This is a genomic window from Undibacterium sp. TC9W (assembly GCF_049339865.1).
Taxonomy (GTDB): Bacteria; Pseudomonadota; Gammaproteobacteria; order Burkholderiales; family Burkholderiaceae_D; genus Undibacterium.
This window is the reverse complement of the sequence record NZ_JBMPPJ010000030.1, coordinates 42,988-69,795: the sequence shown is the minus strand read 5'-3', so window position 1 is coordinate 69,795 and position 26,808 is coordinate 42,988. Positions and strand designations below refer to the sequence as shown.

The 26,808-nt window shown below is 50.5% G+C and carries 27 protein-coding genes; 11 read left to right on the top strand and 16 right to left on the bottom strand.

Translation table 11 applies throughout. From position 1 onward, the window contains the following. Positions 1-171: 171 nt before the first annotated feature. The 8 genes from ACO0LN_RS27295 to glpK form a co-directional block, all read right to left on the bottom strand. Positions 172-522 (bottom strand): hypothetical protein, encoded by a 351-nt coding sequence (locus ACO0LN_RS27295; protein ID WP_422979381.1) that lies wholly within the window; start codon positions 520-522, stop codon positions 172-174. Positions 523-609: 87 nt separating this feature from the next. Then, complete coding sequence (locus tag ACO0LN_RS27290) at positions 610-1,884, bottom strand: glycosyltransferase (RefSeq protein WP_422979379.1); 1,275 nt, start codon at positions 1,882-1,884, stop codon at positions 610-612. A gap of 114 nt (positions 1,885-1,998) precedes the next feature. Continuing rightward, complete coding sequence (locus ACO0LN_RS27285; RefSeq protein ID WP_422979377.1) at positions 1,999-2,508, bottom strand: DUF2059 domain-containing protein; 510 nt, start codon at positions 2,506-2,508, stop codon at positions 1,999-2,001. Between the two features lie 924 nt (positions 2,509-3,432). Next, on the bottom strand, positions 3,433-4,557 hold the full coding sequence (locus ACO0LN_RS27280; RefSeq protein WP_422979375.1) for a GNAT family N-acetyltransferase: 1,125 nt from the start codon (positions 4,555-4,557) through the stop codon (positions 3,433-3,435). An 8-nt stretch (positions 4,558-4,565) separates the two neighbouring features. Further along, the gene (locus ACO0LN_RS27275; RefSeq protein WP_422979373.1) at positions 4,566-5,780 is read right to left on the bottom strand and encodes a DUF3419 family protein; all 1,215 of its coding nucleotides are present in this window, start codon (positions 5,778-5,780) and stop codon (positions 4,566-4,568) included. Between the two features lie 175 nt (positions 5,781-5,955). Beyond that, a complete protein-coding gene (locus ACO0LN_RS27270; protein ID WP_422979371.1) occupies positions 5,956-6,339 on the bottom strand; it encodes a hypothetical protein in 384 nt (127 codons plus the stop codon). Between the two features lie 46 nt (positions 6,340-6,385). Next, on the bottom strand, positions 6,386-6,916 hold the full coding sequence (locus ACO0LN_RS27265) for an SRPBCC family protein (RefSeq protein WP_422979369.1): 531 nt from the start codon (positions 6,914-6,916) through the stop codon (positions 6,386-6,388). 62 nt (positions 6,917-6,978) lie between these two features. Beyond that, positions 6,979-8,448: a glycerol kinase GlpK gene (gene glpK / locus ACO0LN_RS27260; RefSeq protein WP_422979367.1), complete on the bottom strand. Its 1,470-nt coding sequence runs from the start codon at positions 8,446-8,448 to the stop codon at positions 6,979-6,981. A 175-nt stretch (positions 8,449-8,623) separates the two neighbouring features. Here glpK and ACO0LN_RS27255 point away from each other — a divergent pair, with 175 nt between their 5' ends. Further along, a complete protein-coding gene (locus ACO0LN_RS27255; protein WP_422979365.1) occupies positions 8,624-8,908 on the top strand; it encodes a hypothetical protein in 285 nt (94 codons plus the stop codon). Positions 8,909-8,935: 27 nt separating this feature from the next. On the opposite strand, the gene ACO0LN_RS27250 is transcribed toward ACO0LN_RS27255, so the two are convergent. The 4 genes from ACO0LN_RS27250 to ACO0LN_RS27235 all read right to left on the bottom strand — a co-directional run bounded on the left by ACO0LN_RS27250 (position 8,936) and on the right by ACO0LN_RS27235 (position 11,444). Continuing rightward, entirely contained in the window at positions 8,936-9,382 is a 447-nt protein-coding gene (locus tag ACO0LN_RS27250; protein ID WP_422979363.1) for an FKBP-type peptidyl-prolyl cis-trans isomerase, read from the bottom strand. 56 nt (positions 9,383-9,438) lie between these two features. Then, the gene (locus ACO0LN_RS27245) at positions 9,439-9,714 is read right to left on the bottom strand and encodes a hypothetical protein (RefSeq protein ID WP_422979361.1); all 276 of its coding nucleotides are present in this window, start codon (positions 9,712-9,714) and stop codon (positions 9,439-9,441) included. Continuing rightward, positions 9,714-10,442, bottom strand: a complete 729-nt coding sequence (locus tag ACO0LN_RS27240; RefSeq protein WP_422979359.1) for a substrate-binding periplasmic protein — start codon at positions 10,440-10,442, stop codon at positions 9,714-9,716. The genes ACO0LN_RS27245 and ACO0LN_RS27240 overlap by 1 nt, the downstream gene beginning before the upstream one ends. A gap of 117 nt (positions 10,443-10,559) precedes the next feature. Then, positions 10,560-11,444: a LysR family transcriptional regulator gene (locus ACO0LN_RS27235; RefSeq protein ID WP_422979357.1), complete on the bottom strand. Its 885-nt coding sequence runs from the start codon at positions 11,442-11,444 to the stop codon at positions 10,560-10,562. Positions 11,445-11,557: 113 nt separating this feature from the next. On the opposite strand from ACO0LN_RS27235, the gene ACO0LN_RS27230 reads away from it, so the two are divergent. The 10 genes from ACO0LN_RS27230 (at position 11,558) to ACO0LN_RS27185 (ending at position 22,758) form a co-directional block, all read left to right on the top strand. Beyond that, on the top strand, positions 11,558-13,054 hold the full coding sequence (locus tag ACO0LN_RS27230) for a CoA-acylating methylmalonate-semialdehyde dehydrogenase (protein ID WP_422979355.1): 1,497 nt from the start codon (positions 11,558-11,560) through the stop codon (positions 13,052-13,054). A gap of 878 nt (positions 13,055-13,932) precedes the next feature. Next, positions 13,933-14,970, top strand: a complete 1,038-nt coding sequence (locus tag ACO0LN_RS27225; protein ID WP_422979353.1) for an NAD(P)H-dependent flavin oxidoreductase — start codon at positions 13,933-13,935, stop codon at positions 14,968-14,970. Positions 14,971-14,989: 19 nt separating this feature from the next. Beyond that, positions 14,990-16,609, top strand: a complete 1,620-nt coding sequence (locus ACO0LN_RS27220) for a GMC family oxidoreductase (RefSeq protein ID WP_422979351.1) — start codon at positions 14,990-14,992, stop codon at positions 16,607-16,609. A gap of 164 nt (positions 16,610-16,773) precedes the next feature. After that, positions 16,774-17,547 carry an ABC transporter ATP-binding protein gene (locus tag ACO0LN_RS27215; protein WP_110254387.1) on the top strand — a complete coding sequence of 258 codons (774 nt, stop codon included), beginning with the start codon at positions 16,774-16,776 and terminating at the stop codon, positions 17,545-17,547. Beyond that, positions 17,544-18,266, top strand: coding sequence for an ABC transporter ATP-binding protein (locus tag ACO0LN_RS27210; protein ID WP_422979349.1), 723 nt, complete (start codon positions 17,544-17,546; stop codon positions 18,264-18,266). Before ACO0LN_RS27215 ends, ACO0LN_RS27210 begins: the two co-directional genes overlap by 4 nt. 88 nt (positions 18,267-18,354) lie before the next feature. Further along, entirely contained in the window at positions 18,355-19,575 is a 1,221-nt protein-coding gene (locus ACO0LN_RS27205) for an ABC transporter substrate-binding protein (protein WP_422979347.1), read from the top strand. A 310-nt stretch (positions 19,576-19,885) separates the two neighbouring features. Continuing rightward, positions 19,886-20,770, top strand: a complete 885-nt coding sequence (locus ACO0LN_RS27200; RefSeq protein ID WP_162061402.1) for a branched-chain amino acid ABC transporter permease — start codon at positions 19,886-19,888, stop codon at positions 20,768-20,770. Between the two features lie 11 nt (positions 20,771-20,781). Continuing rightward, positions 20,782-21,762 carry a branched-chain amino acid ABC transporter permease gene (locus ACO0LN_RS27195; protein ID WP_422951690.1) on the top strand — a complete coding sequence of 327 codons (981 nt, stop codon included), beginning with the start codon at positions 20,782-20,784 and terminating at the stop codon, positions 21,760-21,762. Positions 21,763-21,892: 130 nt separating this feature from the next. After that, the gene (locus ACO0LN_RS27190; RefSeq protein WP_422979344.1) at positions 21,893-22,276 is read left to right on the top strand and encodes a hypothetical protein; all 384 of its coding nucleotides are present in this window, start codon (positions 21,893-21,895) and stop codon (positions 22,274-22,276) included. A gap of 62 nt (positions 22,277-22,338) precedes the next feature. Then, positions 22,339-22,758, top strand: coding sequence for a DUF4279 domain-containing protein (locus ACO0LN_RS27185; protein WP_422979343.1), 420 nt, complete (start codon positions 22,339-22,341; stop codon positions 22,756-22,758). Between the two features lie 77 nt (positions 22,759-22,835). Here ACO0LN_RS27185 and ACO0LN_RS27180 read toward each other — a convergent pair whose 3' ends face one another. From ACO0LN_RS27180 to ACO0LN_RS27165, 4 genes are all read right to left on the bottom strand, one after another. Then, entirely contained in the window at positions 22,836-23,804 is a 969-nt protein-coding gene (locus tag ACO0LN_RS27180) for a HEAT repeat domain-containing protein (RefSeq protein ID WP_422979341.1), read from the bottom strand. Positions 23,805-23,900: 96 nt separating this feature from the next. Then, positions 23,901-24,602: a hypothetical protein gene (locus ACO0LN_RS27175; RefSeq protein ID WP_422979339.1), complete on the bottom strand. Its 702-nt coding sequence runs from the start codon at positions 24,600-24,602 to the stop codon at positions 23,901-23,903. 118 nt (positions 24,603-24,720) lie between these two features. Further along, entirely contained in the window at positions 24,721-25,500 is a 780-nt protein-coding gene (epsA, locus tag ACO0LN_RS27170) for an XrtB/PEP-CTERM-associated transcriptional regulator EpsA (protein WP_422979337.1), read from the bottom strand. A gap of 126 nt (positions 25,501-25,626) precedes the next feature. Next, on the bottom strand, positions 25,627-26,784 hold the full coding sequence (locus ACO0LN_RS27165; RefSeq protein ID WP_422979335.1) for an iron-containing alcohol dehydrogenase: 1,158 nt from the start codon (positions 26,782-26,784) through the stop codon (positions 25,627-25,629). Between the last annotated feature and the right edge of the window lie 24 nt (positions 26,785-26,808).

Sequence of the window (26,808 nt, the reverse complement as noted above, 5' to 3'; positions counted from 1 at the left end):
AAGAAATGGACCATGCCTATACAACACTGGCGACAGGCATTGAATCGCTTTGATATAGAATTTGGGGAGCGCATCAACGCTCACCAATAGTTCCGGGAGAACTTACACAGATTTTTTTACAGGCTCTGCAGAGATGCTGGCTTGTGTAACCGGAAATTAAATTTTTATCGATTATTCATCGCTTTCATAAAAATAATTTCTATCTTTCTCTAACAGGCTGTCTATGATTTCCAGCTTGTCTTGCGACAGTTTTTGTAAGTCTTCACGTTTGACCAGGTTTTGAAAAACGAGTTGGGCCAGCAATAATGGTAATCGTGAATAACGATAGTCATATTTTGCATCTATTCTCTTTCTGGCTTTCTGTAGATAGGCTTCTATTTCCCATAACTTATCCGGAGAGTTGACAGCATTGGCAAGTTCTTTAAATCTTGCCACGATCGCTGTCAATTCCTTTTGCAATGCGTTGTCATACGCCGCCCGTGCGACTTTCTTTTCTGTATCTGACCACTTGAAATCGTGCATAAGAAAACCTATAGACAATAATAAGCTGTGGATAAGTTTGGCTACTTAAATTTAACGCTATTTGGAAACTGTGCCTGGAGCCGGAATTTATAGTTTCTGTTTTAATTCTACCGCTTCAATCGCATCACATAAAGATTCTGCATGACCAGTTTGATTGAATTTCTGTGCAAGGATTGTGCAATTGGTTTTGATTGACGCAGAGCCCAGCAGTTGTGACAGGCTGTGCGCCAATTTTCCAGCAGTCAGGCGTGACATGCGTAGAAAATCACCTGCACCCAGATTTTTTACACGCGCAGCATTGTCGAACTGGTCAAAAGCCAGTGGCGTCAGCAATTGCGGTATGCCCGCTCTTAGCGCTTCTGCTGTCGTACCTATGCCCCCATGGTGTATCAGGGCTGATGCACGTGGCAATATACCGCGCAATGGCAAATAACTTTGCCAGAGTATGTCAGCCGGTAGAGCAGAGGCGATCTGCTCACGGTGAGTACTCAGGAATATCGCCCGCAAACCCAGTTTTTGCACTGCCTGCTGCGCACATTCAAAATAATGACTGGCCTGTATATTCCCTGAACCTGGGGTAAAAATGACAGGTGCAAGTCCTGAGGCCAGAAATTCTTCTAGCTCTGTGGATAAGTCTGCAGCCGGGCTGCTGTCATAGAGCTGGAATTTTCCCATGACTATTGCTGCTGGCCAGTCTGGCTGTACTGCGGCAAACCATTCTGGGAAAAAACTGATACTCAGGTCTGGTACTGCATACATATACGGTGCGAGGCTGGTAATTGGTGGCAGATTTCTGGTCAGTCTGGCCTGATTGATCATAGGTACAGCTACCGGATCAATGAAATTTTTATCTGCATAAGTCCAGAGCCAGTGACGCATCCACACCGGCAACCAGCGCGGTATGAATAAATCCCCCATGACCAGGGGATCATGCACCGTTCTTAAATTGGATGGCGCCAGATAAGCCGCGACGATGGGAATATCCGGACGGAAGCTGCGCACCAGATCTGCTGCTGCCAGACCCAGAGGGTGGCTGATCAATACGCAATCCTGATCGGGTGGCAGGTTAGCAAAGTAATCAGGTATTTCTGTAAATACGCATTTGCATGAGGCAAGTACCACGGCCATGCCTGTCCGTGTATTCCACATATCCGGATTACGCAAGGCAGCGTCATAGTCTTCTTGCCTGCCCAGTACTTCATAGGCAATCCCGGCCATTTCTGCATGCCTGGCATGTACCGGCGACAAAAGCATGGTGACTCTGTGTCCGCGTCTCTGCATTTCAGTAGCCAGACTCAGAAAAGGGAAGATGTCCCCAAGCGTACCCATACCCAAAAAAATGAAATGCTTGGTGTCAGTCATTACGCCCTTGCTCGTGCTGTTTTATTTCTGTAAGCAGGAGACATTTCATAAAAATTACTAAAATCCGTTAATTTCTCTTATTTTTATCTAAAACTTAAAAAAATTTTAGTCAATTTATTTATTTTTTTCCAGCTCACGTAATTCATCTGCCATTTTTTTGGACGCTTCCAACATTTTGTCCATCATGGGAGTGACCACTTTTTGCATTGCTCCCATGCTTTGCTGAACGATGACTGGAATTTTGCTGACATAAGCTTTACCTGCTGGGGATCTGTAGAAAACAGCTATCCCATCGACTTCTTCCTGAGTTAGGGAATTTGAATAGATTTCAATAAAAATGGGTTCGAGTTTGTCCCAAGTCATTTCTGCCTTGTGAAAATCTATGACTTTATCCCGGAACTTATCCAGGATTTTTTGCTGGTCAGCATTGATAGTCTGGTCTTTCAGGACAGCTTTCATCATGTTTTTCATGACGGCATCCATCTGCGCCTCTGTACTTTTCAGGATTTGCTGACTATTCGTCAATACCAGCAATTCCTTGACGGAGGCTTCAGTTGGTTTTTCTGCATGTGCAGCAGAGCAAGCCAGCACGGCTGAAAATAGTAAGCCTGACCATAGTTTCATGGTGTTTTGTCCCTGAGGATTGAATGAGTAACGGATTCTACGACAGTTTTTTGCTTTTGTTTTTTTGCGTTTTTTGAGCTGTGGATACCTTTAACTTGAATAACTTTATATAAAAATAGTAGTAGTTGTTAACGCAGGCATTTTGCTGTGGATAAGTCGGTAAACATCCACAGGATCAAGAGTTTAGGCAAATGATAAGGCGGTGATAAAAGTCTGTATATCCACAGGACAAAATCTGAACAGTAAACCTGCAGATCAATGAATTTGGAGTTACACACAATAGATGCAGTGGATATCAGCTGACTTATCCACAAAGATTTTTTAAAAAATGTTGTTTTTCAACGTGAATTTTCAGAAAAAAACTGATTTATAGCGCTGCAGGGAAGTATTTCAGGAAAAAAGGAAGTCGATGATCTCTTGCAAAGTCATGAACTGAGTTTTTTGACGCAATGCAGTTTTCAAAACTTGCATTTCTCTTCAATTAAAAAAATGTGATGTCCTATTTTTGGGAAGCCCGTTTTTTTATGAAAAGAGTTTGATGCTGACCAGGTGCTTTTTTTGAAAGATCTAATTGTGAATATCAAATTTCAAATTTTTTAATCAGGCGTTTTTTATTTGCATCAAAACCAGGTCTTTCAGGAAAAGTTTCCAGGGTTTTCCGAAAAGGGTTTAATTAAATAATTAGTTTATATATACATAGTAATAGTAGTTAACGTCGCGATTTTTTGTGGATAAGTCTTAATTTGTCCACAGAAACAAGCACTTAGTTCATGTATAGATGTACTGATAAGTCTTGTATGAAAAAAGGACGGTTTTGGGATAAGAAAAACCTCAGTCAGACTTTTGGTGGTTTTGCACAGTTCGTCCTGTGGATATGCATAGGCTTATCCACAGGAAAAACATAGCTGTTTTTATATTTTTTATTTAAATCCCGTCCGCTTTTTTTAGGATTGCTGGCGCAAAAGTCTTGAGTAAGCGGGCAAAAAGCGCAGTACTTTGTACTGCAGTTGTGGATAAGTGGCGGTTTTGGATGGCGGTATATTCCAGTTGGGGAATGCCACCGCGTGCACGTTTGAACTGGCTGGCGCCTGAGCTGTAATGCAGTTTCAGCTTCTTGTCTCTGGCTGTTTTGAGTAATAAAGCCATCAATCGCCGGTATAAACCCAGTTCTTTGGGCAGGCTGGTGTCATAACCTATCAGGGGTGTGGTCAGCCAGCCATTCTCATGATGTGCATAAATACCAAGCACACCGACCAGACGGCCTCGCCAGCGCAGGGCATGCATTTCCAGGAACTGGGTTTCCAGACAAAGCTCAAAGAAGGCGGCTGTGAAGTCGGGATTAAGATAAGAGTGTTTATCGATGAAGAGCTGGCGGTAGAGCTGTTGCAATGCTGCAATGTCTTGCATTTGCAGTTGTTCATGTGTCAGCACTTCTACTTCAGGATGGTCGAGCAGGCGGGCATCCTGTTTCACATGATTGTGTTTCCAGACGCTGGCTTGTTGTGGGTCGCACAGATAGATCATGCGGCTGGGTAATAATTGCCATCCGGTAGCGAGCAGGCTGGCTGCCAGTTCGGGGTTCACCTGTGGACAGATATTGCGCATCATCAGCGGGCGCTGTGAATAAGTGCTTATTAGCTTGTCGGTAGTTTGATTGATGTCATCTGCCGACCAGTCTGCGTACAAATTGGTGGAAACCAGGTGATTGGCAATAATCGCTGCCTGGTCCAGTTTACTGGCGTTGAACAGGGCAGAAAGCGGGCCAAGGATGGGGCAACTGAGTAGTTTGATCGCTTGTGCCTTTGCAGGACTTGCTCCGCGCAGCATCTCCTGGCGTGGATAACGCAACCAGGTTGAGCGTGGGCTGGCGACATAGCTTTCTTGCCAATTGCTGTTGTCCAGCAAACTCACGGGCTGGCTTTGTCCGGCAATTTCTATGGCCTGGATATCGCAAGTGGCATTGTGCAGCCAGTGCTGGCCACCGCGTGAACGCGCTGTCAGCAGCCACAGGGCATCTGCCACCACGCGTGGCGGTAAAGAGGTATGCAATTTGGCGATTACATCTTGGTATATAGGTGCATGCCGCCATAGATGGCAGAGCGGTCAGTCGCATACAGGGCACGGTTATGGTCAACATCGGTATGCCAGGTGGCCAGTATATCTGCTGGTAACTTGGCTTCCAGCGGTGACTCACTGCCACCGGTGCGGAATACTACCTTGGCTCCAGGTGCTGCAGTACGCGTTACTTCTTGCCAGAGTCCGGTCAATTGTTGTTGATCCATCCAGTCTTGCGCATCAAGAAAGAGATAAGCGTCCATGGATGCACGTGGCTGGCCAAGCAAAAAATCAGTAAGGGTTTGATGATGCGGATGCAGCCTGTCTATATTGCGGCGCAGGGTATGGAAATGTTCTTGTTGCAGATACATGGGCAGGGCTGCCTGTTTTTTGGTGTCATAACGGCGGCCAAATGCTTGTTGGGCAAAACAGTTTTCCGCCAGAGGGAAATCACAGGCCAGGTGACGCATTCTTTCCTTGAACAAGAGATGCAGGCCGTTTTTGGCTTCGTGCTTCAGTTCAGCAAATTGAGACGGCGGTATACCCAGGCTATACAGGGCCAGCGGCTGGCTGGCAATCAGACGGAACAAGCGCGTCTCAAATACCGGAGCGACATATTGTTCGAACATTTGTGCCTGTTCCTGCAGGTTGTTAGCCTGCATGAGTTTGCTCATGTCACCGCCCATCATGCGCACAAAGAAATGCGCAAAGCCGATGAAGTTGCCTAGCAAGCCATGCTGATAAGCCTGGTTGGTAAAATAATGGTAGCGCGGTTTGCCTGACAAAGAGCGACTTTCCCAGAAGTTGCTGGCATCGTCTGACAATTGACTGCGTATATGACGCTTGTAGCGCTTCAGGTTATCAGGCTTGTCGGCATTGCCCAGAAATGCCAGCACTGCATCATAGTCCGGCAAGTGCCTGATGGCAGTTTGCTTGATATTGAGCATGGCCAGGTGGGCTGCATTCAAATCCACGGCATGGACGGCAGCCGGTTCAGCGGACAGATAAGCCAGGGCATTGCAGCCACCGGAAGAGATGGTCAGGATATTCGCGCCTGGTTTCAGTTGCAGGGCATTCAGGTCAGCTTGGGGATCTTCCCAGATCTGGGCATATACGAGGCGGCTGAACCAGTGGGCAAACAATTTGTCTGCCAGGCCCTTGCGGCCAGACGTGGTGGAATTGAAAACGGCACTGTCTATCAAGGCTTTGCTGGACATGCTGGTCTCCGCTTATGTTTTGGATAAGGAAGACTTTAGGATGCAGAGGTGACAGGCTGGTGACAGATTGATGAAGATTATGTGAAAACCGTTTAAAAAAACACAAATAAAAGCATGAACCCGGAAGGACCATGCTTTTTCACAAAATCAACAGATTTATCGATAAGGAAACGATTCAACTACCCCGCTCTGTGGATAAACGCCGCCGTCTGGCTTTGATGAACATGAGTAACTGATAAGCAAAATACAGGGAGGCCAATACTGGCATGGAGGCGACCAGTATCCACAGGCCACCTGCCAGGGGAACCGGGCCTGACCATACCAGGATAGGTACATCAGGTTTATTGCTTTTCTCACTGGCGGCTTGCTTGGGTGTATCTATCTGTACACCAGTATTTTGCTTAGGCAAATCTTCTGGTGCAACGACGAATACCGCCTGCGTACCTGGCGCTGCTTTGGCCGGGGCCGAAGTATTGCCAGCTGCGGCAGCAAAAACCGGGAAAGCTGGCAATGCCGTCAGCATTAGCAAAGCCAGGATCAGGACATACTTGAGTTTCATTGATGCAATCAGTCGAAATGCGATGTAGTTTTAGCTACGGTGGGCTTTAATTTTTCTCGGCGAACTTTTTCAGATTACTTAAGCCAGCTTCAAAATCGGGACCCACCATTTTATCCATAAATGGGGCAAATAGCTTCATCATCAAATTGCCTTCTGTAGTACCCAGCATGGTCCAGGTGATTTTGGTGCCATCAGGCTGGGCTTCCAGCAAGAAACTGCCTGTCGATGGTTTGCCCACGCCTTCAAAGTGCAGTTCATAATCAATTTCACGGAAGGGACTGGCGTGGCTGAGTTTCATGCCGCCATTGCCTTGGGATGCGCTTTTCCATTCCCAGGCGGCATTCGTGCCTGATTCGGGGCCAGAAAATTCCATCTTCATGTTTGGGTCACGCTGGTTCCAAACTGACCAATTTTTCCACTCCTTGGGTGTAGCGATCAGAGGGAAGATCTTGGCTGGTGTAGCATGTATTTGCACACTGCGCACGACCTTGTATTCATTGGGCAGTGAATAGGCTATCGCCAGTATCAGGGCTATCGCAATAATCAGTATGCCTGCAGACCATTTAATAATTTTCATTTTTATTCTCCTGTTAGTAATGTCAATGGCAGATATTTTGCTGTGGATATCTCATGCACGGATTATCTTACTTTTCCTATGGCGATTTCCCAGTTTTGCATCAGATTGGCAGCTTCATCGCGGCTCATGGCTGGTGTAAATTGCGTATCCATTTGCCACTGCGATGCGCATTCTTCCACATTTTTGTACACACCGGTTCCCAAACCTGCCAGATAAGCTGCACCCAGGGCCGTGGTTTCTGTGACTTTGGGGCGTATCACCGGTATGCCCAGCAAATCTGCCTGGAATTGCAACAGCATATTATTCGCTGCTGCGCCGCCATCGACACGTAATTCCCTGATGGGGAAAACGGCGTCCCTGACCATGGCTTGCAGCAGGGCGGTACTTTGAAAGGCAATCGATTCCAGCGCGGCGCGGGCGATATGCGCGACGGTCGTACCACGGCTCAGACCGAGGATGGCACCCTTGGCTGAAGGTACCCAGTAAGGTGCACCAAGCCCAGTGAAGGAAGGGACAAACACCACGCCACCAGAATCTGGCACGGTGGACGCCAGTTGTTCTACATCGGTCGAATGCTGTATGGCTTTCAGACCATCTCTTAGCCATTGCACGACAGCACCGCCGATGAAGACACTACCCTCCAGTGCATATTGGGCATGAGCATCGGTCTGGCAGGCTGCTGTGCTGATCAGGCCGTTTTGCGAATCTGGACATTGATCACCGGTATGCATGAGCATGAAGCAACCCGTGCCATAGGTATTTTTTGCCATACCCGGGGTAAAGCAGGCCTGGCCAAACAAGGCGGCCTGCTGGTCACCGGCAATGCCGGCAATCGGGATGGCGGCACCCAGCAGCTTGCTATGGCCAAACTGGTGGCTCGATGGCAAGACTTCTGGCAGCAGCTTTTTGGGGATGTCAAACCAGCTCAGTAATTCTTCATCCCACTTGTTATCGTGGATGTTGTACAGCATGGTGCGTGAAGCATTGCTGACATCGGTGACATGCAGTGCGCCTTCACTGAGTTGCCAGGCCAGCCAGCTGTCGATGGTGCCAAAAGCCAGTTCACCGGCATTTGCACGGCGGCGCGCGTCGGGAACATGATCGAGCAGCCACTTGAGTTTGGTGGCAGAAAAATAGGGGTCAAGTATCAGGCCAGTTTTGGCTTGTATGCGTGGCGCATAGCCTTGCTGGCGCAATTCATCGCAATAAGCTTCTGTCCGGCGGTCTTGCCAGACGATGGCATGGTATAGCGGCTGGCCATTTTTCCTGTCCCATAGCACCGTGGTTTCGCGCTGGTTGGTAATGCCTATGGCGGCGATGTCTTTTGCCTGCAAAGCCGCATTGCTCATGACTTGCTTGCAGGTGGCAAACTGGCTTTGCCAGATTTCCTGGGCATCATGCTCTACCCAGCCTGGCTGCGGGAAAATCTGACGGAATTCCTGCTGGGCAGTGGCAATCAATTCACCGCCTTCGTTGAAAATGATGCTGCGCGAGCTAGAAGTGCCCTGGTCTAGTGCAAGCAGATATGTCATAAAAATTCCTGGTGCATCTGGCCCGCCTGTGCGAGTGCCAGAAAAATGCAGAATGAAAAATTTTCAGCCTGATGTTGACGTCTGGTTACAATTTTAGCCATTAGTACAATGGCAAACAGGATTGAATTTGATATAGTAGATTATTGATTTAATATTAAGCAAGAAAGGCAATTCTGTGGCGGGTTTACTTAATTTTTCTTTGACTTTACTGGTGCTGGTGTTTTTTGCTTTTGGCACCATGCGTAAAAGCCGCCGCCTGATCAATCTGTCTTTTTTTGCCATGGTCGCTACCAGCCTGCTGGGCTGGTACCAGTATATTTTTCCTGCCGGCCTTAGCCTGCTGTTTTATGCAGGAACCCTGGCGACGGTGCTGGCGATCTCGGTATTCTTTTATGCCATTTATTCTTATGAGTCTGTCTGGACAGACTTGCAGGAAATTAAAGCCAGTCAGTTGCCCTGAAGGCTAGTCTCCTGCGAGTACAAGATATTATTTCACTTCCAGCAATTCAATATCAAAGATCAGATAGGCGTTCGGCGGTATCATCCCGTTGCCTGCACCTGCAGCACCATAGCCCAGCTCTGGCGGTATGATCAGGGTGCGCTTGCCACCAACCTTCATCCCTGCTACACCTTGTTCCCAGCCTTTGATGACGCGGCCTGAGCCTATGGTGAAGGAGAAGGCCTGCTGGCCTACGGAACTGTCAAATTTGGTGCCACGTTCCCTGCTGGCAAAAGGATCATGCAGCCAGCCTGTGTAATGGACAAACACGGTATTGCCAGGCAGGGCTTCTTTGCCACTGCCGACTTTTTCATCGATTTTAGTCAGCCTGCTGATGACCACGTTGTCAGCAGCTTGTGCCTGGGCTGGTACGGTCGATAGGATACCGGCAAACAGGCTGGTGGCGAGCAGGGTGGTAAGACAATGGTATTTCATAGAATTTTCCTTATAGATCAGACTTTACTTCTCAAAACTTTTATTTCTGAAGGTTTTTATTTCTGTTTGGCTGCCGCGAGTTTTTTCTCAAAAGCGATATCCAGTTTGCTGGCTTTTTTGGGAGCCTGTTTATGCAGGTTGTTAACGTAAACGACAAAGTCATCGATTTCCATGGCATCGCTGACGCTGACGGGTAATTCGTCTGGTTGTTCCAGGTTGGCCAGGGTCAGGGAAAACCGGCCATCGGCAAGGCTGACCATGGAATAGGGAGCATTATTGCTGCGTTCACGCAGGCGATTGACAGCATAGGCGGCCTTGGTTGATCTGGCCATTATTTGATCCCGTATTTGCGCATGATTTTTTCCATGGTGCCGTCGTTATCCAGTTCTTTATTGATTTTGTTGTAAAGCTCTATGCGTTGCTTGTCCATGCGGACATTGCATAACATATTGAGCTCTACACTTTTCCATTTGATGGCACGCACAATATCATTGGCATAGCCTTGCTGCTGGGCAATGAACATGCCATGTGACTCTGAGACTATCCAGTAGTTCAGCCTGCCATTCACCAGCAGGCGTGGATTGTCTTCATCCTGGCTTGCAAATTCTATTTTGTAGCCTTGTTCGCTGAGTTGCACGCCTGTGGCGGCATTCTTGTAAGAGCCTATGGAGTAAGGCTTGGCATCTTCAAAATTCTTGAGGATACGGAGATCCATTTTACGGCCATATAACACCCAATTGTCGTTGACCAGCGGGCCTACCCATTTATACAAATTCTCCCGGTCGGGCGTACGGCGAAAACCAAACAGACAGGTATTGTCATCATTGAGCGTGGAATTCAAACCGCGTGCGAGGGAAGTACTGCTGATACTGTAGTTATCGCCAGCACGCCTGAGTATCTCTGTGATCTTTTCGGTCAGCGCACCCTGGATTTCACCGGTTTTGATGTCGGTGTGCGTGAAAGGCGCAAATTCCTGGATAAGCAGTTTGATCGTTTCTGCCTGGCTGATGGCAGGAACGATGGCCAGAGATACAAGCAAACTGGATAACAGGAATTTCACGAACGATGTTTCCGAAATAGATGAGTGGTGGGAATATACCGCTGAATTTCCAATAAAGGCAGAAATTTTCTGGTTTTAAGCTCTGGTGTGCGGCTGGGGATACACTCTTGCAAACTTCTATACCCAGATCGTTTTCAACAAGGCAAAACTCGCTGCGATCATGGCTTCATGCTGGCGTTTTTCCTGGCAAATGAAACTCAGTTCTGTCGTGATACTGACAGCATCAGCAATCACCAGGCCATGGGCATGGGCTTCGCGTATCGCGATGGCATCCCGTATCAGGCTCAGGCCAACGCCAGACTTGACCAGATCCAGCATGCTCGGTTCCTGATCTACCAGGGCGACCTTGTTGGGGGCTACCCCAAGCCCGGCAAAAATCTGGCTGAGTAGCCGGTGATGGGCAGACTCTGCCGGCGTCCACAGCCATGGCAATCTGGCCAGGCTGGCCCAGTCCTGGCCAGCAACGCGGTTTTTCCAGCCCTTGGGTGCCACTACCCGGTAAGTAAATGGCGTCAGCACCTGGCTGTGGCAGGGTGTTTTGCCATCGTCTGGTGGCTGGCCCAGGTAAAAGCCCACATCCAGCGTACCGGCACGGATTTGTTGCAAGACTGTACCGGACATGCCTTGCTGCAACTTTGTGGATAACTGTGGATAAGTCTCGACCAGGCGTTTCAAAAAGATGCCTAGGCGGGTGAACTCCGGGTCCAGTATGGTACCTATCGCCAGCTCGCCAGAAATGGTGCTGTGCATGCTATGGGCGGCCTGGCGAAATTCGCTCATGCTGGAAATGACTTTTTCTGCATAAGGCAGGAGCTTGGCACCATCGTTGGAGAGGCGCATGCCGCCGGCGCTGCGTGTGAATAAAGTTAATTGCAAGGTATCTTGCAGGGACTTGATCTGCAGGCTGACGGCGGGCTGGGTTACATGTAATTGCTCTGCCGCCCGTGTCAGGTTGCCTTCTTTCGCCACGGCGACAAAAGCACGTAGTTGTGTCAAGTCCATTATCAGCAATCCTTATATTACTATTGATAATAACTCATTGGATTTAGCAGAGCGAGTGAATTAATCTCTATGCCACCGCAGAAAAAACTTCACATTACCTCTAAGGTTTACTTATGACATCCACAATCGCGCATTATATGAATGGTCAGGCTTATGCTTCTGCCAGTGGCCGCCAGCAAGATGTATTCAACCCTGCCACTGGCGAAGTGACAGGCAGTGTTGCCCTCGCCAGCCTGGAAGAAGTGCACGCTGTCATCGCTGCTGCCAAGGCTGCCGCACCGGCCTGGGCAGAAACTGCGCCGCTAAAACGCGCCCGTGTGATGTTCAAATTCAAGGAATTGCTGGACCAGCATCACAAGGAAATGGCAACCCTGATCACCCGCGAACATGGCAAGGTCTTGTCGGACGCCATGGGTGAAGTCACACGCGGCATAGAAATCGTCGAGTTTGCCTGCGGCATGCCGCAACTGCTGAAGTCACAATTTTCGGACAATATCGGCGGCGGCATAGACAATTACAACCTGCGCCAACCACTGGGTGTGACGGCTGGCATCACGCCTTTCAACTTCCCCTTCATGGTGCCCATGTGGATGGCACCGCTGGCGATAGCGACTGGCAATACCTTCATTTTGAAGCCATCTGAACGCGACCCTTCCTGTTCTTTACTGATAGCTGACTTGCTCAAAAAAGCCGGTTTGCCGGATGGTGTATTCAATGTCGTGCAAGGCGATAAAGTGGCTGTCGATGCACTACTGCAGCACCCAGATGTGTCGGCGATTTCCTTCGTCGGCTCTACCCCGATTGCTGAATACATCTACAGCGAAGGCACGCGCATGGGCAAGCGCGTGCAGGCTTTGGGCGGTGCAAAAAACCACCTGGTCGTCATGCCTGACGCCAACCTCGAACAAGCCGTTGATGCCCTGATGGGCGCAGCCTATGGTTCTGCTGGCGAGCGCTGCATGGCGATCTCGGTCGCTGTTGCCGTTGGCAATGTCGCTGACAAACTTGTCGAGGCTTTAGTACCACGCGTGCAGGCCCTGAAGATCAAAAATGGTATGGAGTCTGATGCCGAAATGGGCCCGGTAGTGACTGCCCAGCACAAGGCAAAAATTGAGTCTTATATCGCTGAAGGCATAGCCGAAGGCGCGCAACTGCTGGTCGATGGCCGTGGCCTCAAAGTGCCTGGCCATGAGTCCGGTTTCTTCCTTGGCGGCTGTTTGTTTGACCATGTCAAAGAGGGTATGAAAATACACCGCGAAGAAATCTTTGGCCCGGTCCTGTGCGTAGTTCGCGTCCCTGATTTTGCCTCTGCTGTTGAACTGATCAACCGCCATGAATTTGGCAACGGCGTGTCTTTGTTTACCTCGGACGGCAATACCGCGCGCGAATTTTCGCGCCGCATACAAGTCGGCATGGTGGGCATCAACGTGCCTATTCCTGTGCCTATGGCCTGGCATTCTTTTGGCGGCTGGAAACGCTCTTTATTTGGTGATGTGCATGCCTATGGTGAAGAGGGGATACGTTTTTATACGCGTTATAAATCCATCATGCAGAGGTGGCCGGATAGCATAGATAAAGGGGCGGAGTTTACGATGCCGGTGGCGAAGTAGCGGCTGCGTGGTTGCTCCTTCTCCTTCAAGGAGAAAATTGGTACTGCGAGTTGTCGATAAGCGGTAATCATATTGTCGTCGCGTAGGTTGGGCTACGCTTTATCAGCCCAACACTGGGCTTTTCAAGTACGTATTTGTTATTTTTGCTGAAGTTCAATGACGTTCGTTGCATGCTTGAGTCTTTATTAAAGAGATTGCCCTTCGTAGACACAAGCCGGGTCTCGGCCCGGCGACCGAAATACTTTCTTTGCTTCGCCAAAGAAAGTATTCAAAGAAAGGCGACCGCAGACTCGCCCTTCGGGTGCTTACGCTACGCTCCAGCATAATTTGTGCGTCACAAAAAATGGGAAAGCTTCGAAACTCGCTCCGCTCAAACAACGAAGCTTTCTGATCCATTTTCCGTGAAGCACAAATTACATCGTCCCAAGCGGTTGAAGATCAAAAACAACTGCAAAACCAACGTCAATGCGACCGTTATGCATATGTCGTTGAGCATGGTCAATTAACCCGTGTTTTGGGGTTGCCGTTGTTTTTGAATTTCGCTGTTCCGATGTGTCGACGCCTTTGATGCGAGGCAGAAAATGGAAAAAGAAATGGCCGCTGTTTGAGCGAAGCGAGTTTCGGACATTTCCCATTTTTTGACTTGCAGCAAAGGGAACCCCCTTTAGGGGGCAGCGATGCCTCGGTCGCCTTCTTTTGCGTTCTTTTCTTGGCGAGACAAGAAAAGAATGTAGCTGTCGGGCTACCCCCGACCTGCAATCGCAATACAGTGACAGAAGTAAGTAAATGAGTTAGCGTACAAGCACGAAAATTTAAGAAAGTTTGATTTCCTTATTTCTAGCGATTCACTTAAAAAACTTTTTGACTGGAGCCCCAATATGTCTGGCTTGCCAACCCTCTGCCCCCACCCCATCATCCAGGCCCCCATGGCCGGTGGCGCCACCACCCCGGAACTGGTGGCCGCAGTGTCCAATGCAGGCGGCCTGGGCTCACTGGCAGCTCCCTTACTGACTCCGCTCGCCATCATAGAGCAGGCTGAACACATCAGAAGACTGACGGACAAACCCTTCGCCATCAACCTGTTCGTACAAACTCGCCCACAAGTCGATTTCGCCGCCCTCGAAGCCGCCAAGCTCTTGCTGCAGCCAGTATGTGCAGAACTGGGCTGGGACAACTTGCCTACCCCAACCCGCTGGTGTGAAGACTTTGAGGCCCAGCTTGATGCTTTGATCACAGCCCGCCCTGCGGTCGCCAGTTTTACCTTTGATGTGCTGCACGGCAGCCAGTTGCAACGCCTGCATGACGCGGGAATAAAAGTGGTGGGTACTGCCACCAACTTGCAGGAAGCCATCGTCTGGCAAGCCATAGGGGCGGATGCTGTCTGCCTGCAAGGGGTAGAAGCGGGTGGTCACCGTGGGACTTTCATCGGCGCGCAAAAAGAGTCGAACCTGGGCCTGTCTGCCTTGCTGGAGACCTGCAAGCCGCATATGCAGGTGCCCATCATTGCCGCTGGCGGCATCATGGATGGCAGACAGATCAAACAAATGCTGCAGGCGGGCGCGCAGATGGTGCAGATGGGTACGGCCTTCCTGACGGCAAAAGAATCGGCGATACACCCAGCTTACAAGCAACGTTTGCTGGGCAGTAGTAGCGATACGACACGCCAGACCCGTGCTTTTTCTGGCCGTATTGCACGTGGTCTTGACAATCATTTCATGCAAACCATGGATGCCGTGGCTGACAAAGTGCCTGCTTACCCGATACAGAATGCACTGACGGGATCCATACGCGCTGCGGCAGGCAAGGCTGCTAATACTGAACTGATGTCGATGTGGGCCGGGCAGGGCATGGCTGCAGTGAGAGATTTGAGTGTGGCAGAGCTGATGGCTGCATTAATTGCAGAAATGCAGGCTTAATAAACAACAAGGAATCGGTATGGAAGCAGCAGGACAGTTTGATTACATCGTAGTTGGTGCCGGTACTGCAGGTTGTGTGCTGGCAAACCGCCTCAGCAAGAATCCCGACAACCGGGTTTTGCTGATAGAAGCAGGTGGCAAGGATGATTATGTGTGGATACACATCCCCGTTGGTTATTTATACTGCATCAACAATCCGCGCACAGACTGGATGTTCCGTACCGAGGCAGAAGCGGGCCTGAATGGCCGCAGCCTGATTTATCCACGTGGCAAGGTGCTGGGCGGCAGCTCATCCATCAATGGCATGATTTATATGCGTGGCCAGGAAAGGGATTACCAGCAGTGGGCAGAGCTGACAGGTGACGATAGCTGGCGCTGGGAGCATGTCTTGCCACTGTTCAAGAAGAGCGAAGACCACCACGGCGGTGATGCAGAATTCCATGGCAAGGGCGGCGAATGGCGGGTGGAAAAACAAAGACTGTCATGGGAAATCCTTGATGCTTTCCGCAATGCAGCAGCCGAAGTGGGTATTCCCAAAAGTGATGACTTTAACCGTGGCAATAATGAAGGCTGCGGCTATTTTGATGTGAACCAGAAACGCGGTGTGCGCTGGAACGCTGCCAAGGCTTTTTTGAAACCGGCGGCTGAGCGAGGCAATCTGACCATCATGACCGGTTGCCAGGTGCAAAAGCTGGTCATCAAGAATGATGAGCAAGGCAAGCGTTGCACAGGCGTGGAATTCATAGGTGGTGGCCGCAGCTGGTTTGCCGAGTCCATGAAAGAAACTGTGCTGGCCGCAGGAGCGATAGGTTCTCCACAGATTTTGCAATTATCAGGCATAGGTGATGCAGCACATTTGCAACAGGCTGGAGTTGATGTTGTGCATGAATTGCCTGGCGTTGGCAGCAACTTGCAAGACCATTTGCAGATACGTTCTGCATTCAAGATTACCGGTGCCAAAACACTCAACAAGATGGCCAACAGCCTCATAGGCAAGGCACGCATAGGGCTGGAATATGCGATGTTCCAGAGTGGCCCTATGTCGATGGCACCATCGCAACTGGGTGCATTTACCCGCTCGGATGCCAGCCAGGCGACACCCAATCTGCAATACCATGTACAGCCCTTGTCGCTGGAGAAATTTGGTGACCCCCTGCATGATTTCCCGGCGTTCACGGCCAGCGTCTGTAACTTGCGCCCTACTTCGCGTGGCCATGTGCGCATCGCCAGCAACGATGCTTCAGCAGCACCGAAGATAGTGCCCAACTACCTGACGACACCTGAAGACCGCAAGATCGCTGCCGACTCGCTGAAGCTGACGCGCAAGATCATCGCAGCGCCCTCTCTGCAAAAATACCAGCCAGAGGAAATGAAGCCTGGTGTACAGTTCCAGACGGAAGAAGAACTGGCCAGAGCAGCAGGGGATATAGGTACAACAATCTTCCACCCGGTAGGTACCTGCAAGATGGGGCGTGCAGACGATGCCCAGGCGGTAGTCGATAGCAACTTGCGCGTCATAGGCATAAATGGCCTGCGCGTGGCTGATGCTTCTATTATGCCGACTATAACCTCAGGTAATACCAACTCACCTACTGTGATGATTGCAGAGAAGGCGGCAAGGAGTATATTGGGAAAATAAAAACTTCCAAATCTTGCGTGGTACTACTTATGGTAGTTATACCGTATTGTTTAGAAATCGGTTTGCTGGGTATTATAAAAAGCTAATATAAAAAACTTCCAAAAAATAAAGGAAGTGTTGTCGCGTTGGAGTAATAACCATAAGCCAGACAATAAGGAGAAGAGATGACCGACGTCATCCTGGAGACAAAGCGCTTGACCAAAGAGTTCAAGGGCTTCACAGCTGTAAGCGATGTGAATTTGCAGGTGCAGCGTGGGCATATCCACGCCCTGATCGGCCCTAACGGTGCCGGCAAGACGACCTGTTTTAATTTGCTGACCAAATTTCTTGTTCCGACTTCGGGACAAATCCTGTTCAATGGCCGCGACATCACCTCGGCCAAACCGGCCCAGATTGCGCGCCAGGGCATCATACGTTCATTCCAGATTTCAGCAGTGTTCCCGCACCTGACTGTCATGGAAAACGTACGCATAGGCTTGCAAAGAAAACTCGGCACATCCTTTCATTTCTGGAAAAGCGAACAATCGCTGAACCAACTCAATGCACGTGCCATGGAATTGCTGGCCGAAGTCGATCTGACTTCGTTCGCTGACACGGTCACCGTCGATCTGCCCTATGGCCGCAAGCGTGCGCTGGAAATAGCCACCACCCTGGCGATGGAACCAGAAATGATGTTGCTCGATGAACCCACGCAAGGCATGGGCCATGAAGATGTGCATCGCGTGACCGAGCTGATCAAGAAGGTGTCGGCGGGCCGCACCATCCTCATGGTGGAACATAATATGAATGTGGTGTCAGGTATTTGCGACAAGATCTCGGTCTTGCAGCGCGGTGCCATGCTGGCTGAAGGCACGTACAAGGAAGTATCCACCAATCCCAAAGTCATGGAAGCCTATATGGGCAGTACCAGCGGCGAGCTGGAAGGGGCGCATGCATGAGTGCTACAAGTACAAATCCGGCACTGGAAATTACCGGCCTGCAAGCCTGGTATGGTGAATCGCATATCCTGCATGACGTGAACCTGAAAGTGAACCAGGGCGAAGTCGTGACCATACTCGGTCGTAACGGTGCCGGGCGTACCACGACCATGCGCGCCATCATGGGCCTGACTGGTGCACGCAAAGGTTCGATCAAGATCAATGGACAAGAGGCTATCCACCTGCCAACTTATAAGGTTGCTCATCTGGGCGTAGGTTATTGCCCTGAAGAGCGGGGGATATTTTCATCCTTATCCACAGAAGAAAATCTGATGCTGCCACCCTCGGTATCGAAAGATGACCAGGGTATGTCGGTTGCCGAGATTTACGAGATGTTCCCCAATCTGGCAGAACGTAAAAACAGCCAGGGCACACGCCTGTCTGGTGGTGAACAACAGATGCTGGCAGTGGCGCGCATCTTGCGCACAGGTGCGCGTTTGTTGCTGCTCGATGAAATTTCCGAAGGCCTGGCACCTGTTATCGTGCAGGCTTTGGCGCGCATGATCACGATGCTCAAATCCAAGGGTTATACCATCGTCATGGTTGAACAGAATTTCCGCTTTGCTGCTCCGCTGGCGGACAGGTTTTATGTCATGGAGCACGGGCAGATCGTGGAGAGTTTTGCATCTGCGCAATTGCAGGAAAAAATGCCTGTTCTGAATGAATTATTGGGCGTGTAATGTAAGTGTGTTTGGTTGGCATGGTTAAGTAACTGCCTCGCTGTCTTGGTGAAGCAGGTTTGAATAAAAATATGATTGGAGAAGACGCATGAAAGCAACATTCACGAAATTAAAAGTAGCAAGTCTCGCTGTTTCCGCTGCACTGGCTGGCCTGGCGCTGAATGCAAATGCGCAAGTGTCTGGTGACACGGTCAAGATAGGTTTCATCACCGATATTTCCGGTCTGTATTCTGATATCGATGGTCAGGGCGGTGCAGAAGCCATCAAGATGGCGATTGCCGATTTTGGCGGCACAGTACTGGGCAAGAAAATCGAACTGGTCACAGCCGACCATCAAAACAAGGCCGATATTGCAGCCAGCCGTGCCCGTGAATGGTTTGACCGCGATGGCGTCGATATGCTGATAGGCGGTACCAATTCCGGTACTTCTTTGTCCATGTCCAAAGTGGCTGCTGAAAAGAAACGTATCTTCATTTCCATCGGCGCCGGCACAGCCCGCCTGACGAATGAAGAATGTACTGCCAATACCATCCATTATGCCTACGACACCGTGGCACTGGCCAAGGGCACGGGTTCTGCTGTTGTCAAACAGGGTGGCAAGAGCTGGTATTTCCTGACTGCCGATTATGCCTTTGGTGCTTCACTGGAAAGCGACACTGCTAATGTTGTCAAAGCCAATGGCGGTACGGTGGCGGGCTCGGTCAAACATCCTTTGTCAGCATCTGACTTTTCTTCTTTCCTGTTGCAGGCACAGGCTTCCAAGGCGCAAATCCTGGGCCTGGCAAATGCTGGTGGCGATACCATCAATGCCGTAAAAGCGGCGAATGAATTTGGCATTACCAAGACCATGAAACTGGCTGGCTTGCTGATGTTTATCAATGACATCCACTCACTGGGTCTGAATGCCACGCAAGGTATGTACCTGACTGATAGCTGGTACTGGAACCAGAATGAAGAAGCGCGTAAATGGTCACGCCGCTATTTCGAAAAAATGAAGAAAATGCCTTCCAGCCTGCAAGCAGCTGATTACTCTGCGACCCTGACTTACCTGAATGCCGTCAAGGCCGCCGGTACGGATGACATGACCAAGGTCATGGAAAAACTGAAGGCATCCAAGATCAATGACATCTACGCGAAAAACGGTTACATCCGCGGCGATGGCAGCATGATCCATGACATGTACCTCATGCAGGTAAAGACCAGTGCTGAGTCGAAAGAACCTTGGGATTATTACAAGGTGGCGCAGACTATTCCGGGTGAGCAAGCATTTACGACGAAATCCGAATCCAAGTGCGCCCTCTGGAAATGATTGAAATCCAATTCTCGGGCGCATAGCGGCGTTGCAAAGCCTCGCAATACTTTCGTATTGCTGTGTTTTGCGCCTTGCTCTGCATCCCGATAATTGAATTTCAAAATTGCTGTTGATCGACGACGAAGCACCGCTTGGTAAAAGAGGTGCTTCAGTTTTGTATGAATCGAGAACCTCTTAATCACGGATATTTGAAATTGGAATAGAAGATCAATGTAGTCACGTTGATTTTCTCTTTGACTTTCTCTGTGTCTCCGTGCCTCTGTGTTGAGAGGTCTTCGCCTTTCCATCCATTTTTATTTAGCGTGCCATGGAAATATTTGGTATTCCGCTGCAAGCGATGCTGAGCCAGCTGTTGCTGGGCTTGGTCAACGGCTCGTTTTACGCGATGCTGTCTCTCGGGCTGGCTGTGATTTTTGGCTTGCTCAATGTAATCAATTTTGCCCATGGTGCCCTGTATATGATGGGTGCCTTCCTCGCATGGATGGGCATGAATTATTTTGGTATCAATTATTGGGTCATGTTGCTTGCTGCGCCTTTGCTGGTAGGGCTGTTTGGCATCATCATAGAAAAGACCATGCTGCGCTGGCTGTACAAGCTCGATCATCTGTATGGCCTGCTGCTGACCTTTGGTATCACGCTGATGCTGGAAGGGGTGTTCCGTTCCATCTATGGCGTATCCGGCCAGCCTTATCAGGTGCCGGAAGCACTGACAGGGGCGACCAATCTTGGCTTCATGATCCTGCCTAATTACCGTGCATGGGTAGTGGTAGCTTCACTGGTGGTGTGCTTTGCCACCTGGTTCGTCATCGAAAAAACCAAGCTCGGTGCCTACCTGCGTGCCGGTACTGAAAACCCCAAACTGGTCGAAGCTTTTGGTGTCAACGTGCCGCTGATGGTGACCCTGACTTACGGCTTCGGTGTAGCATTGGCCGCCTTTGCCGGTGTGCTGGCAGCACCTGTCATACAGGTGTCGCCTTTGATGGGTTCCAACCTGATTATCACGGTGTTTGCGGTAGTGGTGATTGGTGGTATGGGCTCTATCCTTGGTTCGATTTTGACAGGTCTGGGCCTGGGTATTATCGAAGGCCTGACGCGGGTGTTTTATCCTGAGCTGTCGGCGACTGTCGTGTTCATCGTCATGGCCATCGTCCTGATGATCCGCCCTGCCGGTTTGTTCGGTAAAGAAAAATGAACGGAGCCACCATGAATAAGAAAATCAGTTACGGCATTGCTTTTGCCCTGTTACTGGCGGCACCGTTTATTATCTATCCAGTGTTCCTGATGAAGCTCTTGTGCTTCGCCCTGTTTGCCTGTGCCTTTAATTTGCTTATCGGCTTTACCGGCTTGCTGTCCTTTGGCCATGCTGCCTTTTTTGGCGCCGCCGGTTATATCGCAGGCTGGGCCTTGCGTGATGCCGGTTTGCCGACTGAGCTGGGTATTTTGCTGGGAGTAGGAGCAGCCGCCCTGATAGGCCTGGTGATGGGGGCGCTGGCAATACGCCGCCAGGGTATTTACTTCACCATGATTACGCTGGCGCTGGCGCAAATGCTCTACTTCGTTTTCCTGCAGGCCAAGTTCACCGGTGGTGAAGATGGTCTGCAAGGTGTGCCACGCGGCAAACTGCTGGGCATGGTGGACCTGAGTTCTGACCTGACGCTGTATTACTTTGTGCTGGTGGTGGCGATTGCCGGATTTGCCATCGTCATGCGTACCGTGCATTCGCCTTTTGGCCAGGTCTTGAAAGCCGTCAAGGAAAACGAGCCACGCGCGATCTCACTCGGTTATGACGTAGATCGCTACAAGCTCATGGCCTTCGTCTTGTCAGCTGCCCTGGCTGGCCTGGCTGGTGCCACCAAAACCCTGGTACTGGGTTTTGAGACGCTGACGGACGTACACTGGTCCATGTCTGGCCTGGTTGTCCTGATGACCCTGGTGGGCGGTTTGGGCACTCTGGTGGGCCCGATAGTTGGTGCCATCATCATCATCGCGCTGGAAAACAAACTCGGCGACCTTGGCAACCTGCTGGCGAACATCACGACGATAGAATGGTTCCGCACCATAGGTGACTCCGTCACCATCGTTACGGGCTTGATCTTCATCGTCTGCGTGCTGGCTTTCAGGCGCGGTATTGTCGGTGAGCTGATGGCATATGTTGAACGTAACGGCAAGGCCAGGGCGGGCTGATCTTTTTGATCTGCACAGTCTGCCTGATCTTTGTTTAGGCCTCCTATGAGAGAACCCCGCAACTTGCGGGGTTTTTTTATGTCCGCTATTTGTTTAATATTGCACAATTCTTGTTTTTTGCCATGCCTGCATGAAACCCAAAACGCCACGTACACCCGCCATGCCGGATGCTGATTCCAGCTTGTGGGACAGGATCGCTTTTGCAATGCTTGGTGGTCTCACCGGCGCGGCCTATGCAGCCATTATCTGCCTGTTGATGTTTGGCTTTGCCCACAAAGCCCATTTGACGCTGATACCCTACACATCGGCAGTCTTTGCCTGCATGGGCTTTTTCTTTGGGAATGTCATTGTTGAAGCGTTTTTGTGCCTGTTCTATGTCTTATGGGGAATGCTGTTCGTCATAAGCGATGGCAATGGCAATCTTCCCGCGAACGATATCAAGACACATCTGCGCTACTTTTTTCTGCTAGGTATAGGTTCAGTCTTGAGTTTTGCGTTGTTCTGTCACTTCTGAATTTTTCGTCGCTTTTTTGTAATAATGATGAGAGTTTTAGTCATTTTCAAAGAGAGCCTGTATTGCAAAATTATTCCTATTTTCTTTCGCTACAAATCTGGCATCCCAACATTGACCCCTCATTTATCACTAAGCGCCTGGGTATGAAACCTGAGCATGCCAACATGTTTGGTACGCAGCGTCGTACACCTAAAGGCCGATTATTGGAGGGTGTTTATCGGGAAAGCTATTGGGTCGCTGATCCATTTGAGCGTGGTGAATATCTTTCCACAGATGATTTGCTGGAAGATGCCGTGGCAGAGGTATTCGATGTGCTGACGCCACATACGCAATTTTTACTGATGCTGAGAGAACAGGGGGCACGTTTGTATTTGAAAGCCAGTTCTTTTGGCAAGCGTAACTATGCGCTGGAACTGAGCCCACAATGGATGCTGCGGTGTGCCGGACTGGGTCTGAGTTTTGTGCATGATGTCTATCCCTGATACTGCTGGCTTCAATGCAGAAACTGTAGAGCATAAGGCACAGTTTTGAATCGCAATGAAGCTTAATCTGAGTGGTTTTAAGTACTTGGAATTTTCTCTCTGTCTGCTTTCAGCGCGTCCATCACTTGCTGTGCGCTGGCTTTAAGCTGCGTAGTTTCACCAGCATTGTTGATAAGTTTGTTCAATAACTGTTTCACAGTATCTGCATTTGTGCCTGACTGAGCTAGAGCGAAGATGGCGGTCTGGCGCACACTGGCTACCGGATCGTTCAATGCGGCAGAAAAGTAACTGAGGCTACTGTCATTTTTATCCCATTGCGCCAGTTGTAATACGCTCTGGCTTCTGACGGCCGGGTCAGTGTTATGCGTCAGGTTTTGCAACTGGTTGATGATGTCTTTCCTGGTCTGGATATCGATACCGTTATCTGTGGGAATATCCGCTGCTTCCGGCGTCGGCGGCTTCAGAGCCGTCAGTGCCTGCAGGATGACGGCGGCTTGTTGTTCATTATTGAGTGACAGGCGTATCAATTCACGCTCTTCTTGCGGGTAGATATCCAGGTCGCGCAGCATGATCAGGCCTGCGATTCTTTGCTCGCTCTCAGTGCTGCTGACGAGTTGTCTGGACAGGGCAAATACTTCGGGGCTGCGTATGCCGGACAGCAGGTTCCTGATGGTTTCTCTGATCTGAGGCGATGGTTCTTTCTGATACAAGCTGATGATACGTTTCAGATAGTAGGGCTGCTCTTGCATGAGTTTTCTTAACTGGTCCTGAGTGTCGTCACCTGCACTGTTCTGGTCCGCAGGCGAGATCAGGCGTGCCCATAACTGGTCGAAAGTATCTGTTGCCTCATTGCCGGGGCTAGCTGCATTGCTCCACAGGCTGGTGAACTGGGCCAGGCTATTGCTAACGGGTTTTGCTGCCGGAGTTTGTGCAGGGTCTGCACTTTGTGTGCTTGATACACCCGTAGAGTTCTGGCCGGGTGACATGAGTGCGATAGCCAGTAAAACCAGCAGGGGCAGGGCAAGCAAGTACAGGGATTTTTTCACGGTCTTAATCCGGTTAAAGCCTGCCCATTGACAGGCGGCGCTGTATTGGCCGCGAGTCAATGAGCAAGAGTCATGCGTTTCATTCAAGGATACTATTCACTGGAATACCAGGCTGGCCTGGGTATTCGTCGTATAGTCCTTCAAACCAAAATGGCCAAGGGCAAAATCATATGTCGCATTCTGGCCATCGATATTGCTGGTGTGCGAACCATACACATAGCAACTGCCGTAACAGACCACTTCATCGATATAACTTTTGATCGAATACATCTTGCTACCGTAGCGCTTGTTCTTGACTGAGAGTATCAGCGGGCTGTCTATGGACAGGCCATTACTGCCGCAGGTTGGTGTCCAGATATTGAAGGGATAAACGCCGCAAGACTCCAGCCCATGCTGGGCACCGGCGATGCCGATGAAGGAATTCACGGACGTAGAGTAGGCCAGCTCATTGATGGCTTTCATCGCCAGCGTCACGCCCATGGAATGACTGATGACGTCGATCCTGCCAGTGCATGATGCAGCCTTGGCTGCCTGCATGGATGTTTTGACGGGATTGGTGTTGGCGGCACTATGGTCATTGATGGAGGGGTTGGTCTTGGAACCCCAGTTGGGGCGGTACAACTGGGCATCGGTATACCCCTGGCTTTTGAGGGTGCTGACGGTGGCATTCCAGTCCGACGGTGAACCGGCATTGCCGTGTACCAGTACCACATTGTCGAGGCAGGCGGCCTGGCTGACGCAGGCGATAAAGCTGAGGCTCATGGCAATGAGCACCCGGACGAGTGTGCGATGTTGCATGGTGTTGTCTCCAGTGGTTTTTTTATGTAATCCCGCGCTTTGGTACGCGGGAAAAAACAGGGTAGGAGCAAGTCGGCAGGAGCACCACTATCCATTCAGATAGTAGTTGAGGTGTATGTCAGTTTTTATGGTTTGGTAACAGCAAGCCCAGTTCATAGGCTTTGGCGACGGCATGCACGCGGCTGCGTACATCCAGCTTGGCGAAGATCTGGTCTATGTGGTATTTGACGTTGACTTCGGTGAGCTCGAGGATGGTGGCGATTTCCCAGTTGGTTTTGCCTTCATGCAGCCAGTGCAGGATTTCTCTTTGCCGTTCACTGAGGGTCTTGTTGCTGATACCTGGCTTGACGGGAAATTCTTCTACGTTTGTCAGGGCATGGGCAAGTGCCAGGTGCAGATGAGGTGTCAACAGGCTCAGCAGATATGCGTGTTGATGGCTGACTTCAAAGGGTAGATTTGTAAAGATGAAATAACTGGAGAAATGCCCGTTCAGGTCCAGCATGCCGTGGGCGACGGTGTTATGCATTTTCTGCTTCCTGAATGAAGCCAGCCAGTCAGCAGGAACTGCATGATCATCACGTCCGGCCTGGAAGAAAACCGGTTCCTGGGTTTCGCGCCATTTTTGCATCAGGGGGCTATTGGCCCGGCCTTTGCTGTCTAGCAGGGATTGATAGTATTGATATGTTTCAACCGGGCAGTTGAACTGCAGCAGCTTATGTACATAGTTGCCCTGCGGGCTCACGCCGCCTATGCCGCAGACCATCATTTCATGCGGCAAGACTTCGCGCAAAATCCCCTGGGCGATCAGGCTGAAGTCATCGGCATTGCGGGTTGCCGCACAAGCCATGATGATGGGCAGTATGGAATTACCGGAGACTTCATGCGCAAAGTTCACCATGTCTGGAATCGTCCTTCAGGCTACTCAGGAGGTGCGTGATGCGGGGGAGATGTGATGTGCCAAGGCTTGCAAGGACGGTGCATAGCTACCGCTCCATGCGCCGTCCTCAACTACTTATCCTTCTACTTACAAAGCCGCTGCGTAAATTGCCCTGGCATCTTCCTTCGTTACTTCACGTGGATTATTACCCAGCAGACGTGTTTGCAACATGGCGTCGCTGGCGAGCTGGTCCAGGTCTTTCTCTGTGATGCCTACCTGGCTCAGGCGGGTTTCTATGCCTACCCGCACTGCGAGGTCTTCCATGGCCTTGATCATGGCGTGGCAACGCTGCTCTGCCGTGCCTGTGGCTGCTGGTGCGATGATGGCGGCCAGCTCTGCGTACAGTTCAGCCGCGTGGCTCGCATTGAAACGCAGCACGTGTGGCAAGACCAGGGAGTTCGACAATCCATGTGGCACATGGAAGATGCCGCCTACCGGATAGGCCAGCGCATGCACTGCGGCGCAGGGCGCATTGGCAAAGGACTGCCCGGCCAGCATAGCACCCAGCAACATGGCCTGCCTTGCCGCCAGGTTGCCGCCATTGGTGCAGGCTTCATCGATGTTGTTCCAGAGTAATTTCAATGCCTGTACCGCCAGCATGTCGGACAGCGGGTTCTTTTTGTGCTTGGTCGTGTAGGCTTCAATCGCATGCACCATGGCATCAATGCCGGTGGCAGCGGTGACCTTGGCTGGCAAGCCTGTCGTTAGGTGCGCATCGAGGATGGCGATGTCGGCATACAGTTGTGGCGCGACCACACCCATCTTGGTGGTGGCACCGGTGGTGACGATGGAGATAGGGGTGACTTCAGACCCTGTACCAGCCGTGGTCGGGATTTGTATCAGCGGCAAACGCTTGCCTTTGACATTACCTATGCCATACATGGTGGACAGGCTTTGATCGTTGCCAGCCAGGATGGCGATGAGTTTGGCCACGTCCATGGAGCTGCCACCACCCAGACCGACCACCAGTTCGACTTGCAGGTCACGGGCATTGGCTACTGCCTGCAAGACGATGGACTCTGGTGGATCGGCAATCACATCGGAGAAAATGCTGACTTTGAGTTGTTCCGTTTCCAGGCTGTCAATGGCAGGTTGGACCAGGCCGGTACGCAGGAAACCGGCATCGGTCACCAGCAGTACATGGCTAATCGCTGGAAATTCCTGGCGTATGATTTTGCCCAGGCGCGTTGCTGCACCGGTTTGGCTGATCAGGCTGGGGACGGTTCTGAATTCAAAGTCGTTCATCTTTATCTCATTTTCATTTAGCTC

What these genes read in the sequence shown, in the direction of transcription:
- ACO0LN_RS27215 (WP_110254387.1), top strand. Translation starts at nt 16,774, where the DNA reads ATGACCGACGTCATCCTGGAGACAAAGCGCTTGACCAAAGAGTTCAAG.
- ACO0LN_RS27265 (WP_422979369.1), bottom strand. Translation starts at nt 6,916, where the DNA reads ATGAAAATTATTAAATGGTCTGCAGGCATACTGATTATTGCGATAGCC.
- ACO0LN_RS27275 (WP_422979373.1), bottom strand. Translation starts at nt 5,780, where the DNA reads ATGTCCAGCAAAGCCTTGATAGACAGTGCCGTTTTCAATTCCACCACG.
- ACO0LN_RS27200 (WP_162061402.1), top strand. Translation starts at nt 19,886, where the DNA reads ATGGAAATATTTGGTATTCCGCTGCAAGCGATGCTGAGCCAGCTGTTG.
- ACO0LN_RS27250 (WP_422979363.1), bottom strand. Translation starts at nt 9,382, where the DNA reads ATGAAATACCATTGTCTTACCACCCTGCTCGCCACCAGCCTGTTTGCC.
- ACO0LN_RS27285 (WP_422979377.1), bottom strand. Translation starts at nt 2,508, where the DNA reads ATGAAACTATGGTCAGGCTTACTATTTTCAGCCGTGCTGGCTTGCTCT.
- ACO0LN_RS27220 (WP_422979351.1), top strand. Translation starts at nt 14,990, where the DNA reads ATGGAAGCAGCAGGACAGTTTGATTACATCGTAGTTGGTGCCGGTACT.
- ACO0LN_RS27195 (WP_422951690.1), top strand. Translation starts at nt 20,782, where the DNA reads ATGAATAAGAAAATCAGTTACGGCATTGCTTTTGCCCTGTTACTGGCG.
- ACO0LN_RS27290 (WP_422979379.1), bottom strand. Translation starts at nt 1,884, where the DNA reads ATGACTGACACCAAGCATTTCATTTTTTTGGGTATGGGTACGCTTGGG.
- ACO0LN_RS27295 (WP_422979381.1), bottom strand. Translation starts at nt 522, where the DNA reads ATGCACGATTTCAAGTGGTCAGATACAGAAAAGAAAGTCGCACGGGCG.
- ACO0LN_RS27205 (WP_422979347.1), top strand. Translation starts at nt 18,355, where the DNA reads ATGAAAGCAACATTCACGAAATTAAAAGTAGCAAGTCTCGCTGTTTCC.
- ACO0LN_RS27210 (WP_422979349.1), top strand. Translation starts at nt 17,544, where the DNA reads ATGAGTGCTACAAGTACAAATCCGGCACTGGAAATTACCGGCCTGCAA.
- ACO0LN_RS27190 (WP_422979344.1), top strand. Translation starts at nt 21,893, where the DNA reads ATGAAACCCAAAACGCCACGTACACCCGCCATGCCGGATGCTGATTCC.
- ACO0LN_RS27165 (WP_422979335.1), bottom strand. Translation starts at nt 26,784, where the DNA reads ATGAACGACTTTGAATTCAGAACCGTCCCCAGCCTGATCAGCCAAACC.
- ACO0LN_RS27230 (WP_422979355.1), top strand. Translation starts at nt 11,558, where the DNA reads ATGACATCCACAATCGCGCATTATATGAATGGTCAGGCTTATGCTTCT.
- ACO0LN_RS27270 (WP_422979371.1), bottom strand. Translation starts at nt 6,339, where the DNA reads ATGAAACTCAAGTATGTCCTGATCCTGGCTTTGCTAATGCTGACGGCA.
- ACO0LN_RS27235 (WP_422979357.1), bottom strand. Translation starts at nt 11,444, where the DNA reads ATGGACTTGACACAACTACGTGCTTTTGTCGCCGTGGCGAAAGAAGGC.
- ACO0LN_RS27245 (WP_422979361.1), bottom strand. Translation starts at nt 9,714, where the DNA reads ATGGCCAGATCAACCAAGGCCGCCTATGCTGTCAATCGCCTGCGTGAA.
- ACO0LN_RS27225 (WP_422979353.1), top strand. Translation starts at nt 13,933, where the DNA reads ATGTCTGGCTTGCCAACCCTCTGCCCCCACCCCATCATCCAGGCCCCC.
- epsA (WP_422979337.1), bottom strand. Translation starts at nt 25,500, where the DNA reads ATGGTGAACTTTGCGCATGAAGTCTCCGGTAATTCCATACTGCCCATC.
- ACO0LN_RS27175 (WP_422979339.1), bottom strand. Translation starts at nt 24,602, where the DNA reads ATGCAACATCGCACACTCGTCCGGGTGCTCATTGCCATGAGCCTCAGC.
- glpK (WP_422979367.1), bottom strand. Translation starts at nt 8,448, where the DNA reads ATGACATATCTGCTTGCACTAGACCAGGGCACTTCTAGCTCGCGCAGC.